Below are 12,752 nucleotides of genomic sequence, written 5' to 3' on the forward strand. Positions count from 1 at the left end.
CCGCGGCGGCCGTCGGCTTACTTCGCGCCGCCGTCCTTGTTCTTGACGGCGATCTTGATGTGCTCGACCGCCTCCCCGACCGTCTTGATCTTCTCGGCCTGGTCGTCGGGGATTTGGATGTCGAACTCCTCCTCCAGTTCCATCACCAGCTCGACGATGTCCAGCGAGTCGGCCCCGATGTCCTCGATGAAGCTGGTCTTGTCCGTCACCTGGTCCTTGTTCACGGCCAGGTGCTCGCAGACGATGTCGATGACCTTTTGGCGAATTTGCTCGTCGGACACGCTTCGTTCCTCCAGGGCGGCGGGAGTCTCGTTCCACCGGCAGCGCGGGTGGGGTCCGCCACGATTTCGTCGGTGTTTTGGGGCCGCTGAACGTCCAGTATTCGGCGGTCTGGTGTGGGCTGGCGGGCAGTCCGTGGGGGAGAATTTACGGAGGCTGGGCCGAAAAGAAAAGGGCACTCCCCCGGCGATCAGGCCGTCACGTTTACGATTTCGGCCTTCCGGTTCACCCGCTTGAGCAACCCGGCCAGCACGCGGCCGGGGCCGATCTCGTAGAACTTGTCCGCCCCGTCCGCCAAGAGGCCGCGGAGCGTCTCTTCCCACCGCACGGGGGACAACACTTGTCGGACGAGCAACTCGCGAATTCTCGCCGGGTCGGTCTGCGGCTTCGCGTCCACGTTCGACCAAACCGGGACCCGCGGCGGCTTGACCTCCACGCCGGCGAGGACGGCCGCGAGCTTGTCGTCGGCCGGTTTCATCAACGTCGTGTGGAACGCCCCGGCGACGGCCAGGCGGATCGCCCGCAGGTTCCGCGACTCGGCGATGCGGCAGACTTCGTCGATGGCGGCCGCCGAGCCGGAGACGACGGTATTACCGGGGCAGAGCAGGTTGGCGACCTCGATCGTTCCGGCCGACTTCGCCTCGGCGACGAGCGTTTCGACCTCGGCCACTTCCAACCCGATGATGCTGGCCATGCCGCTGGGCGTCGCCTCGGCCGCGGCCTGCATCGCCTCGCCGCGGGCCTTCACGACCTTCAGCCCGTCCGCGAACGACAGCGCCCCGGCGAACACGAGGGCCGTGTACTCGCCCAGGCTCAGCCCGGCCGTGGCGAAGACGCCCGCCGCCGCGTCCGGGGCGGTCGCCTTCAGTTGCTCGAGCGCGGCGAGGCTGGCGACGAAGATGGCGGGCTGGCTCACGTCCGTGGCGTTCAGCCGCTCGGCCGGGCCGTGGACGCAGACGTGCAGCAGGTCGTACCCGAGGAAGGCGCTGGCTTGGTCGAACAGCGCTTTCGCGACGGGGGACGACTCGCACAAGGCCCCGGCCATGCCGACGTGCTGGGCCCCCTGGCCGGGGAAGAGGAACGCGGTGCGGGACATGGTTCGTCTCAGTCGTTGGTCGTCGGAAGGGTTTCCAGCTCGGCGACGATCTTCTCGTTCAGCTTCACCCGCACGTCCTGGGCGGCCACCCCAATCGCGTTGGCGATGGCCCGGTCCTTTGACGACCCGTGGCAGATGATGCACACGCCGTCGATGCCGAGCAGCGGCGCGCCGCCGAACGCGCTGTAGTGGTACTTCTGCACCATCCCGTGCAGGGCCTTCTTCGCCGCGTCCGCTTCCTGGTTCAACGCGCCGATCACTTCCTGGCCGACCATGCCCATGACGAACTCGAACAGCCCTTGCGACAGCTTGATGATGACGTTGCCGACGAACCCGTCGGTGACGACGACATCGACCTTCCCGGCGTGCAGGTCGCGGCCCTCAATGTTGCCGAGGAACCGGTCCTTCAAGTTGCTACCGCGGAAGAGGCTGTAGGTTTCCTGGACGAGGTCGTGGCCCTTGCCCTCCTCCTCGCCGACGTTCATGAGGCCGATGGTCGGGCGGTCGATGCCCAGCATGTGCTTGGCGAAAACGCTGCCCATCGCGCCGTATTCCAGCAGGTGGCGGGGCTTCGGGAAGACGTTCGCGCCCACGTCCATGATGACGCAGCGGCCCTTCGCCGTCGGCATGACGGTGGCGATGCCGGGCCGGTGGACGCACTTGAGGAACTTGCGGAGGAACAGCCCGCCGGCCACGACCGCCCCGGTGTTCCCGGCGGAGACGAGGCCGTCCACCTTCTTGGCGGCGAGAAGGCCCCAGCACTTCGCGATCGAGTTGTCCGGCTTCGCCCGCATCGCCTCGGCCGGCTTCTCGTTCATGCCGACGGTTTGCGAGGCGTGGACGACTTCCAGCCGGTCCGCGGGGTGGTCGCCGACCGCCGCGAGTTGTTCGCGGACGGCCGGTTCGTCGCCGACGAGGACGAGGGTGAGGTCCGGCGAGGCGTGGAGGGCCTGGACCGCCCCGGCGACGTTGGGCGCGGGGCCGTGGTCGCCCCCCATCGCGTCGAGAGCGATCCGCATGGCTTAGCTTCCCTCGGCGTCGGCCGTCTTGACGACCACGGCGTCGCGGCCCTGGTAGAACCCGCAGTTCGCGCAGACGCGGTGCGGCAGGACGGGTTCGTTGCACCGCGGGCAGTACTGCACGCCCATGCTCTTCTTGTGGTGGTGGCTGCGCCGCATCCCCTGCTTGGACTTCGACGTGCGCCGTTTCGGAACCGCCATGAGACTGTCTCGGTTATTCGGGTCGGAAAACTACAAGGCTGTCATCTTAGAGCCGTGCGAACGAGCGTCAACTGACAGTGACGGTTATAGCTCGCCGCCGGTCATATAGCGGTGTGCTTGCCCACCGTGCGGGTTCGAGTCTTCGAGAACCCGCACCACCTTCCTCCCACAGGAACTGTCCGCAGTGGGAGAAACGTCCCCGTGGGAGAAACGCCGAGTCGCCCGCGATAACGTCGTCGCGATGGGAGAAACGTTCCCGATCGAGGAACGCCCTCGCGGGTCTCGCAAAGCCTCGCCCCGCACGGTGGGCAAGCCCACCGCCATATGACGGATATCTTCCCCGTTCTCGTTGCTGAACGTGAGGCGCGCGGTTAAATGACCGCACACCCTGGGAGAACCCGCGTGGACCAACTCTGGGCCCCCTGGCGGCTGAGTTACGCCGCCACCCCGCGGCCGAAAGTCGAGAACGATTGCTTCGTCTGCCGCGGCCTGGCGGAAGCCGACGACCGCGCCAACCTCATCGTCCTTCGCACGGAACTGTCCGTTGGGGTGTTGAACCGGTTCCCGTACAACAACGGCCACCTGCTCGTCTGCCCCCGAAGTCACAAGGGCGGCCTCGAAGACCTGTCCGACGCCGAATCGCTCGACTTGCAGAAGTTGCTCATCCGCCTTACGGCCGCCCTGAAAACGGCGATCAACCCGGACGGGTTCAACGTCGGGCTGAACCTCGGCCGCGTCGCCGGAGCGGGGCTGCCGGGGCACCTGCACTGGCACGTCGTCCCCCGGTGGCACGGCGACACCAACTTCATGCCTGTACTGACGGACACGAAAGTGATCGTGCAGTCCCTCGACTCGCTGTATGATGTGTTGAAGCAGACCCTGTGATCCCGTCCGCGGTTTCATGATGTCCGATCCCGTCCGTTCCGTCGGCGACTGGCAGGCGTTCGAGGAAGCGTGGCTGGCCCCCTACGCGATGCGGGCGGCGGCCAGCCGCGGCCGCCGGCACGCCGAGCCGCCGCACCCGTTCCGGTCGCTGTTCCAGCGGGACCGCGAGCGGATCGTTCACAGTTCCGCGTTCCGCCGCATGACGGGGAAGACGCAGGTGCTGGTCGCGTCCGTGAACGACCACCACCGCACCCGGCTGACGCACACGCTCGAAGTCACGCAGGTGGCCCGCACCGCCGCACGGCGGTTGCGGCTGAACGAGGACTTGACCGAAGCGATTGCCCTCGCGCATGACATCGGCCACCCGCCGTTCGGCCACGCCGGGGAGGAGGCGCTCAACGCCTGCCTGAAGGACCACGGCGGGTTCAACCACAACCTCTACGGCCTGCGGCGGGTCGATGAGCTGGAGGAACGCTACCCGGAGTTCCCCGGCCTGAACCTGTCGTTTGAAGTCCGCGAGTCGTTCGTCCAACACGGCAAGAAACTCGACGGCCCGGAGGCGGCCGAGTTCCAGGACGCCGGCGCGCCGCTGCTGGAGGCGCAGCTCGTGGACGTGGTGGACAGCATCGCCTACGACACGCACGACGTGGACGACGCCCTCGGCCTCGGGTTCGTGACGTTCGAGGACCTCCGCGAGGTCGAGTTCTGGCAACTGACGGTCGAAGCGGTTAAGCGGGTCCATCCGACGTTGACGGGCAACCCGCTCCGCACGGCCGTCGTCCGCGAGCTGCTGGCGTCGCAGGTGAACGACCTGCTCGAAGAAACGGCCCGCCGACTGAACCAAGAGAACGTCCGCGGCGTCGAAGACGTAAGGTCGGCCGGGTATCCGCTCGTCGGGCTGAGCTTGAAGATGGAACTTCTCAAGCGCGGGCTGGAGGTGTTCCTCCGCGACCGCGTGTACCGCCACCACCGCGTACTGCGGATGACGGCGAACGGGAAGCGGATTTTACGCATGTTGTTCGAGGAGTACGTGAACGGCCCGGAATTGCTTCCTGACCGCCAGCGCCGCCGCTGGGCCGGCGCGACGTTCCCGTCCGGCCCGGAACTGCCCGGCCGGACGACGGTGGCGTCCCTCGAACGGGTCGTTGCCGATTACCTGGCCGGGATGACCGACCGGTTCGCCCAGCAGGAGTACCGCCGGCTGTTCCAGCCGACAACGGACCTATAAGTCAGATTTATCGCCACGGCACACTCTCCGAGGTTCCTCATGCTCTTGTGGCTCTTGCGGATTTGCTACATCGCACTCTTGCTCGGGGCGGCGGCGTTCACGTTCGTGACCATGTACGATCCGAACGTCGGCGGCGGCGTCCTCCCCGCGGTCCTCGGCACGGTCGCCGTCCTCGCCCTCGGCGGCGTCATCATCTGGACCGACCTCCGCGAGAAGGAGAAGGACCTGAAGGTCATCTCCGCGACGTTCTTCGGCCTGCTGTTCGGCCTGCTCGTCGGCCAACTGATCGCGTTCCCGGTCGAGCCGGTCATCCGCGCCGTCTGCGCCGGGTTCACCGAGGCGACGCAGCAGCAGCTCGTGAACGTGTCGCGGCTGCTGATTACGATGATTTGTTGCTACGCGACGATTTCGCTGCTCTTGCAGACGCGGGACGAGTTTCGGTTCATTATCCCTTACGTCGAATTTTCCAAGCAGGTCAAGGGCGGGCGGGCGCTGGTCCTGGATACCAGCGTCATCATCGACGGCCGGATCGCGGACGTGTGCGATACTCGAATGATCGACACGAAGCTGGTCGTCCCGCGGTTCGTCCTGAACGAGTTGCAGGCCATCGCGGACAGCAGCGACAAGATGAAGCGGAACCGCGGCCGCCGCGGGTTGGACATCCTGAAGCGGCTCCAAAGCAACCCGAAGATCGAACTCGTCGTGCAGGACAGCGTCGGCGAGGTGAAGACCGGCGAGAAGGTGAAGGTCGATGAGCGGCTCGTGCTGTTCACGAAGGCGATCGGCGGCCGGGTCGTCACCAACGACTTCAACCTGAACAAGATCGCCCAACTGCAGGGCGTCGATGTCATCAACCTGAACGAGGTCGCGAACGCGCTGAAGACGGTCGCGCTGCCGGGCGAGTACCTGCAACTGAAGGTGGCGAAGGCCGGCGACCAGCCGGGCCAGGGCGTCGGGTATCTGGACGACGGCACGATGGTCGTCATCGAACAGGGCCGCAACCAGATCGGCAACGAGGTGTCCATCATCGTCACCAGCGTACTGCAAACGCCGGCCGGGCGGATGATCTTCGGCCGGATGGAGGCGCGGCCGTCGGGCAGCTTCGTCCCGGTCGGGTCGAGCGGCAGCTACCAGCCGGTGCAGACGACCGGGAACACGAGCGCGACGCACCGGCCGGTGACGCTCGACACGCCGGGGCCGACGCCGCCGGTGAAGCCGAACACGGAACCGCCGAAATCGTAACGGCCGGACGCCGAATCGCGGGAGGAACCCACGGGATCGCCGTGGGTTCTTTCGTTTCATGACCGAGGGTTTCCATGACACTGCGGACGTGGCTGTTGGCGAGTTGCGGGCTGGCCCTGGTGGGCATCGGGTACGGCGTCACCGCCGACCCGCCGAAGGCGACGCCGGCGAAGGCGGGCGACGACACCGCGCTCGTCGAGCGCGTCGTCGCAGCCCGGAAGGAGTACCAGAACTCGCTCGTCGCTCTCTACGAGTACTACGCGAAGACCGGCGACAAGGAGCGGGCGCGGTGGGTGGAGGAGGAGCTGAAGGCGTACCACCTGAGCGGTAAGCCGTCGTACCGGCTGGACATCTCGGACGTGCCGCCGCCGACGCTGGAGGCGAAGAACAACCGGCCGGAGGCGAACACCCTGTTCCGCACGGCGAAGGAGTACAAGGGCAAGGGGCTGGGCACCGAGTACACGCTCAACCAGCGGCGGGCGGAGATCGTGTTCCAGGAAATCCTGACCAAGTACCCGGACAGCGACAAGATCGCGGACGTGGCCTACGAACTGGGCGACCTGTACGAGGGCCGCTCGTACAAGCAGTACCACCGGGCCGCGGCGTACTACGAGCGGGCATACCAGTGGCGGAAGGGCACGTCCACGGACGCCCGCCTCCGGGCCGCGCGGCTATACGACAAGCAGTTGAACGAGCGGTCGAAGGCGATCGAGCTGTACCGCGAGGTGATGCAGAACGACGCCGACAAGGAGCGGATGAAGGAGGCCGAGAAGCGGCTCGCGGAGCTGACCAGCACGCGGAAATAGAAAGTCGGTAATCCTGGGACCGCGGGCGTCTCGCCCGCTTCGCTCCCCGCCCGTGAAGGCTGATTCCGGCGCGTGGAAGGTGGGCGGGCGGGACGCCCGCGGTCCCAGGTTGCCGTAGAATGCCCGCATGTCGTCGCGCTCCCTCCGCCGGTTCGCCGCCCTCTCGATCCTTGCCGCGGTCACCACCATAGGGATGAAATCGGCCGCGTACCTGCTCACCGGGTCCGTCGGCCTCCTCTCGGACGCGCTGGAATCCGGCGTCAACCTCCTCGCCGCGGTCACGGCCTATTTCTCGCTCTGGTACTCGGCCCGGCCCGCGGACGAGACGCACACGTTCGGCCACGAGAAGATCGAGTACTTCGCCAGCGGCCTCGAAGGCGTGCTCATCCTCGTCGCCGGCCTCGGCACGGCCGGCTACGCCGTCGAGCGGCTGATCCGGCCGCAGCCGTTGCAGGCCCTCGAACTCGGCACGGGGATCGCGCTGGCCGCGACGCTCGTGAACCTCGTCGTCGCGCGAACCCTCCTCCGCGTCGGCCGGGCAAACAACTCCGTCGTCCTCGAAGCCGACGGCCACCACCTGATGACGGACGTGTTCACGTCCGCCGGGATCGTCGGCGGGCTGGCCCTCGTCACCCTCACCGGCGTGACCGTCCTCGACCCGTTGCTCGCCATCTTCGTCGGGCTGAACATCCTCCGCACCGGCGTCCGGCTTATGCGGCGGTCGTTCAACGGCCTCATGGACCACTCGCTCCCAAACGACGAACAGAAGAAGCTCCGCGACGCGATCCGCGCCTTGCTGCCGGAGGGGACCGACTTCCACGCCCTGCGGACGCGGCAGGCCGGGGCGACGACGTTCGCCGAGTTCCACCTGCTCGTGTCCGGCGGCATGTCGGTGCGGGACGCGCACAAGCTGGCCCACGCGGTCGAGGACCAACTCCGCGGCGCGATGCCCGGTCTGGCCGTCACGATTCACATCGAACCGATTGAAGACGAGTCGTCGTGGGAGCAGGTCGAACTCGCGCGGCTGGGCGAACTGAGTTCGCCGACGGAGGCGAAGCCGTGACGGAACTCTTCACCGACCCGGCGCTGCGGACGGTCGCCCTCGGCACGGCCGCGGTCGGCGGGCTGGCCGGGTTCATCGGCACGTTCGCCGTCGTCCGCCGACAGAGTCTGCAAGGCGACGCCGTCTCGCACGCGGCCCTGCCCGGCTTGGCGCTCGCGTTCCTGGTCGGGGCGCGGTCGCCGGTCGTCCTCGTCCTCGGCGCGGCGGCCGCGGGGTGGGTGGCGATGGCCCTGGTCGGCGGCCTCAGCCGCGGCCGCCGCGTGACGTTCGACGCCGCCCTCGGCGGCACGCTCGCCGTCTTCTTCGGCGTCGGCCTCGCGGTGCTGACGTACATCAAGAAGCACGTGCGCGGCTCGGCCGAGCACGGCCTCGAACGCTACCTGTTCGGCCAGGCGGCGACGCTCCGCGAAACCGACGTGTGGGCCGTCCTCGGCGTCGCCGGGCTGACCGTCGGCGTCGTGCTGCTGTTGTGGAAGCCGTTCAAGTTGTTGAGCTTCGACCCGGACTACGCGGCCGTGCAGGGGTGGCCGGTCCGCCTGCTCGACCTGCTGCTCACGTCGTTGTTGGTGCTGACGGTCGTGGTCGGGTTGCAGGCCGTCGGCGTCGTGCTGATGAGTTCGCTGCTCGTCGCGCCGGCGGTGGCCGCGAAGCAGTTCCTGCACCGGCTCGGCCCGCTGACGGCGCTGGCGGCGGCGTTCGGCGCGGCCGCCGGGTTCGCCGGGACGGTCGGCAGCCACGTCCTGTCGCAAGACGGCCGTACGCTCCCGACCGGGCCGATGATCGTGCTGTGCGCCACCGCGATCGTCGCCGTCTCGCTCGCCTGGGCGATGACGCGATCTCGCGTCCTACCACGACCGGGGGCGGCATGACCCTGTTCCCGCACCTCTCGACGGAGCTGAACGAGACGGTCTACACGATGGCCGCCGTCGCCGCGGCGTGCGCCGTGCCCGGCGTGTTCCTCGTGCTGCGGAAGATGGTCCTCGTCGGCGACGCGATCAGCCACGTCCTCTTGCTCGGCATCGTGCTGGCGTACTTCGTCGTGAAGGACGCGGCGTCGCCGGTGCTGTTCTTCGGCGCGGCGGCCGTCGGCGTGTTGACCGTCGCGGTCGTCGAGGCCCTACACCGGACGCGGCTGCTGAAGGAGGACGCGGCCATCGGCCTCGTGTTCCCGGCGATGTTCAGCCTCGGCACGCTGCTCGCGTCGATGTACCTTCGCAACACGCACCTGGACGTGGACCGCGTGCTGCTCGGCTCCGCGGAGCTGGCGTTCCGCGACAGATTCACGCTCGGCGGCCGCGACCTCGGCCCCCGCGGGCTGGTCGTGTCCCTGCTGACGCTCACGGCGTTCGCGCTGCTCGTCGGCCTCTTCTACAAGGAACTGAAGCTCTGCACGTTCGACGCGGGGCTGGCGGCCGTGCTGGGGTTCTCGCCGGTGGTCGTGCATTACGCTCTGATGACCGGCGTGTCGCTGACGACGGTGGCGGCGTTCGACGCGGTCGGCCCGGTGCTGGTGCTGGCGTTCTTCGCCGTACCGCCCGCGGCCGCGCGGCTGCTGACCGACCGCCTCTCGCGGATGCTGTTTTTGAGCGTGCTGATCGCCGTCCTCGCGGCCGTCGCCGGGACGCTGCTCGCGATTGAACTGGACATCACCATCGCCGGGACCGTCGCCGGGGTGCTGGGCGTCGTGTTCGCCGGCGTGTACCTGTTCGCCCCGCGCCGCGGCGTGATCGCGGAGACGCTCCGCCGCGTGCGGCTGTACCGCGAGTTCCGCGAGACGCTGCTAACGGTCCACCTGCTTCAACACGAAGGGACGGCCGCGGAGCGGGACGAGTCGCTGGTGGAAGGGCTGCACGAGCACCTGCGGTGGACCGAACGGGACACGGCGGCGGTCGTCGGCCGGGCCGTGGCGAAGGGACTGATCGTGCGCGTCGGCGACTGCTGGAAGCTAACGGACGCGGGCCGTGAACGGGCGAACGCGGTCTTGTAGGGCTGGTCAAGGCTTTGCGCCGACCCGCCGTCGGTCCCAGCCACCCTGGCGGGTCGGCGCAAAGCCTTGACCCGCCCTACAAATCACGAAAACTCCGCCCGCACGCTCACCAACTCCCCGGCCGAGAATTCGAGCGGGATCGCCCCTTCGAGTAGCGTCACGTCACTCGTCGGCTGGCCCATCAGGTCGGTCAGTTTCGCCGCCGCCGGGTCGCGGGCGAATCGCAGTTCTGCCGACCCCGCGAACCCCGCCGTCTCGATGAGCCGCGCCAGGACCGCCCGGTTCCCGCCCGCCGTCGGCCGCAACGCCGTCAACAACAGGCTCGGCAAATCGACCGCGGCCAGCCAGCCAGTCGCGCCGACGTGCGGCGGCCCCTTCGCCGTCGATACCACCGGCGTCGGCGCGGCCCACCCCACGGCCGTCTGCATCGGGTGTTCGCGGTCCGCGGCAATGAGCAGGTCGAACGCCGTCGCCGTCTCGCCCTCCGGGATCAGCACCACGTCGAGCATCCGGTGTCCGTGCCGCTGGAGGAACGGCAGGCCGCCGGTGAACACGAACGTCCGCTCGCCGCCGAGCCGGAACTCGACGTAGTCCGGCGACACCGGCCGGGCGTGCGTACTCTGCGAGTTCGAGCCGTTGACGCCGCGGAACGTGGCCGTCCGATCGTCGCGGTAGCCGAACCGTGCCCCGTAGTAGGCGTGCCACGGGTAGCCGGTCGGCCGGTGCGTCGGCGTGATCTCGACCCGCAGTTCTAGCGCCGGGCGGCCGACCCACGCCCGAATCCGCTGGCGGAACTCGGCCAATGGTTCGCCCTGCTCGTTCTCGATCCGGCCCTCGCTCGTCACCTCACCGAGCGCGGCCCCGGCGTGCGTCACCTTCACGGCCGTAGCGACCATCTTGCTGCCGGGGTTGAAGACGAGCATCTGGCCGACCCGGTTGATCCGCGTTCGCAGGTCGCGAAACGCCCGAAGGCCGCCGGTCTCGGGGTCCAGTTCGGCCTCCAAAAACTCGTTGCGAACCGTCGTCAGTTCCGCCGTCTTGACCTTCGGCTTCGGCGGGGCCGCGCTCGCGCTCCCCTGTGGAACCCACGCGAACCCGAGGGCCGGAACCTCGACCACGACCCGCGCCGTGCCGTTAGCGAACTCGCTCGCCTTCACCGGACCGTCGGGCGCGATCGGGCCGGGCTGGTTCGGGAACTCGGCGACGACGCGGCGGGGGAAGCCGCACGAGTTGAAGATCATGAACCCCGGCCGGTTCTCGACGGCCCGCACCTGCACGCGGTCCGCCAACCGCCGCGCGGCCGTCGCTTCCAGCGGTTCGAGCTTCCGCGACAGCTCGTCGGGCGCGTCGGCCGTTCCCGCGTCCGGGCCGCGCTTCTCAACCTCCGATTCCAAGTCGGTCAACTGGCGAAGCTGCTCTCCCTCCTCCGGCGACTCCGGCGTGAGGCTGCGGTGTAGGGCGGCAAGCGCGAACGTCGAGTCGAGCCGCCGCCGCAGGCGGTAGTGCCGCGCGAACCCGCTGACCGGCTCCGGCCGGTGGCGTTTTGTCACGCGGTCGTCGAGGTAGTCCGCGAAGAACTCGTCGGCACTCGCGACCCCGGTGTAATCCCCGGCGTGCGTGTTCGAGAAGTATTGGCCCATCGTCCCGGCATCGCCGAAGACGTTCGCCAGCTCGCCGAGGGCGAGAAAGTCGTCGTACCCCACGGCGGGCTGTTTCTTGTGCAACAGCGTCAGCGTCGGCGTCGAGTCGTGGGTGATTGCCTGGTGCAGTTGGTACGCGAAGTTGAAGAACGTCTGCGCGTCGCCGGCCGGCAGCGGCTCGCGGGTGAACACGTCGATCGACTTCCCGTCCGGCCCCGGCCAACTGACGACGGCCGAGTACCGGCTCGGGATCGTCGCCCCGTCGAAGCTGACGGCGATGCCGTGCTGATACCCGCTCTGTTGCAGCCATGACGGCAGTTGCGGGTGGAAGGAAGACGTGCGGCGGGCGAACACCGTCGGCTCGCTGCCGAGCAGTTGCCTCATCGCCTCGCGGCCGGCCCGGAGATTCCACAGCTGCGACTCGACCGGCAGGAGCGCGTCGTCCCGCTCGCGGTACGCCCCGACGCACACCTCGGCCGCGGCCGGCAGGTCGGTCGGCGTCTTCGCCTTCAACTCGGCAAAGCGCTCCGGCTGCTCCGCGGCCATCCGTTCGAGCAACTCCGCGCTCGCGATCAACGATATCGGGCTGTTGTTCAACAGCGCTGCCGGCCACGGCTCGCCGAGATTCACCGGGTCCGGCATGACCCATTCGAGGAGGTAGACGCTGCCGCTGTACGCCCCCTCGCGGGCCGCGCGAAGTTTCACAGCCGCATCCGTCAGGTGCTTCCGCGCCTCGCCCGGTTCCGCGACGGCCGCCGACACGTCCGCCCAGAACCCGGCCGCGTCGAGCAGCTTCTCGTGGCTCATCGCGTCGAACAGCGTGTCGATCATCAGGTAGCCGTACCCCAGCCCGGCGAACAGCCGCACGAGGGCCGGGTCGAAGTCGAGCCACTCGCCGCCGCCCTCGACGACGGCTTCCTTCAGGTTCGCGAACGTTTCGTTGCGGTCGGCCGTGGCGACGAACGCGACGGCGTTCGCTTCCCGCACCCGGTTCCGCCAGTCGTCGGCCTGGTAGACCGTCGGCCCCTCCGGGACGACGTACACGAACCCCTGGCCCGGCGAATCGTGGTCGTAAACGGACGCCGGCTGCGGCGGACCGGCGATTCGCTTCAACACGGCCGGGTGCCAGAGGGCGGCGTACCCGTTCAGCCACGCGGCCGTCTCGCCGGGGTTGAGCGTGACCGGGTACGACGTGGGCGGGCGGTACGGGGACAGCAAGAAGGCGTGGCGATCACTCATGGTCGTCGGCAGGCTCGTGCGTCGTGGTCGGCCGGGCGGATTCGGTTATAGTACATCGTGTTCCCCC

Annotated in this window: 12 protein-coding genes; 7 read left to right on the forward strand and 5 right to left on the reverse strand. The window is 68.4% G+C overall.

The annotated features are described in order from the left end of the window. Positions 1–17: 17 nt before the first annotated feature. The 4 genes from AC5JJ2_RS15365 to rpmF all read right to left on the reverse strand — a co-directional run bounded on the left by AC5JJ2_RS15365 (position 18) and on the right by rpmF (position 2,595). Entirely contained in the window at positions 18–281 is a 264-nt protein-coding gene (locus AC5JJ2_RS15365; protein ID WP_495858885.1) for an acyl carrier protein, read from the reverse strand. A gap of 188 nt (positions 282–469) precedes the next feature. After that, positions 470–1,375, reverse strand: coding sequence for an ACP S-malonyltransferase (fabD, locus tag AC5JJ2_RS15370; protein WP_495858886.1), 906 nt, complete (start codon positions 1,373–1,375; stop codon positions 470–472). Between the two features lie 8 nt (positions 1,376–1,383). Continuing rightward, on the reverse strand, positions 1,384–2,394 hold the full coding sequence (gene plsX, locus AC5JJ2_RS15375; RefSeq protein ID WP_495858887.1) for a phosphate acyltransferase PlsX: 1,011 nt from the start codon (positions 2,392–2,394) through the stop codon (positions 1,384–1,386). Positions 2,395–2,397: 3 nt separating this feature from the next. Continuing rightward, on the reverse strand, positions 2,398–2,595 hold the full coding sequence (gene rpmF, locus AC5JJ2_RS15380; protein WP_495858888.1) for a 50S ribosomal protein L32: 198 nt from the start codon (positions 2,593–2,595) through the stop codon (positions 2,398–2,400). Positions 2,596–2,997: 402 nt separating this feature from the next. Between rpmF and AC5JJ2_RS15385 the strand changes: the two genes are divergently transcribed. The 7 genes from AC5JJ2_RS15385 to AC5JJ2_RS15415 all read left to right on the forward strand — a co-directional run bounded on the left by AC5JJ2_RS15385 (position 2,998) and on the right by AC5JJ2_RS15415 (position 9,806). Beyond that, positions 2,998–3,480 (forward strand): HIT family protein, encoded by a 483-nt coding sequence (locus AC5JJ2_RS15385; RefSeq protein WP_495858889.1) that lies wholly within the window; start codon positions 2,998–3,000, stop codon positions 3,478–3,480. Between the two features lie 19 nt (positions 3,481–3,499). Next, on the forward strand, positions 3,500–4,708 hold the full coding sequence (locus AC5JJ2_RS15390; RefSeq protein ID WP_495858890.1) for a deoxyguanosinetriphosphate triphosphohydrolase: 1,209 nt from the start codon (positions 3,500–3,502) through the stop codon (positions 4,706–4,708). Positions 4,709–4,747: 39 nt separating this feature from the next. Next, positions 4,748–5,950 carry a PIN/TRAM domain-containing protein gene (locus AC5JJ2_RS15395; RefSeq protein ID WP_495858891.1) on the forward strand — a complete coding sequence of 401 codons (1,203 nt, stop codon included), beginning with the start codon at positions 4,748–4,750 and terminating at the stop codon, positions 5,948–5,950. 74 nt (positions 5,951–6,024) lie between these two features. Then, positions 6,025–6,756 carry a tetratricopeptide repeat protein gene (locus tag AC5JJ2_RS15400; RefSeq protein WP_495858892.1) on the forward strand — a complete coding sequence of 244 codons (732 nt, stop codon included), beginning with the start codon at positions 6,025–6,027 and terminating at the stop codon, positions 6,754–6,756. Between the two features lie 127 nt (positions 6,757–6,883). Beyond that, positions 6,884–7,819, forward strand: a complete 936-nt coding sequence (locus AC5JJ2_RS15405) for a cation diffusion facilitator family transporter (protein WP_495858893.1) — start codon at positions 6,884–6,886, stop codon at positions 7,817–7,819. Continuing rightward, on the forward strand, positions 7,816–8,688 hold the full coding sequence (locus AC5JJ2_RS15410) for a metal ABC transporter permease (RefSeq protein ID WP_495858894.1): 873 nt from the start codon (positions 7,816–7,818) through the stop codon (positions 8,686–8,688). Before AC5JJ2_RS15405 ends, AC5JJ2_RS15410 begins: the two co-directional genes overlap by 4 nt. After that, complete coding sequence (locus AC5JJ2_RS15415; RefSeq protein ID WP_495858895.1) at positions 8,685–9,806, forward strand: metal ABC transporter permease; 1,122 nt, start codon at positions 8,685–8,687, stop codon at positions 9,804–9,806. The genes AC5JJ2_RS15410 and AC5JJ2_RS15415 overlap by 4 nt, the downstream gene beginning before the upstream one ends. Positions 9,807–9,889: 83 nt before the next feature. Here AC5JJ2_RS15415 and AC5JJ2_RS15420 read toward each other — a convergent pair whose 3' ends face one another. After that, positions 9,890–12,685 (reverse strand): hypothetical protein, encoded by a 2,796-nt coding sequence (locus AC5JJ2_RS15420; protein WP_495858896.1) that lies wholly within the window; start codon positions 12,683–12,685, stop codon positions 9,890–9,892. Between the last annotated feature and the right edge of the window lie 67 nt (positions 12,686–12,752).

This window comes from Limnoglobus sp., assembly GCF_059499385.1.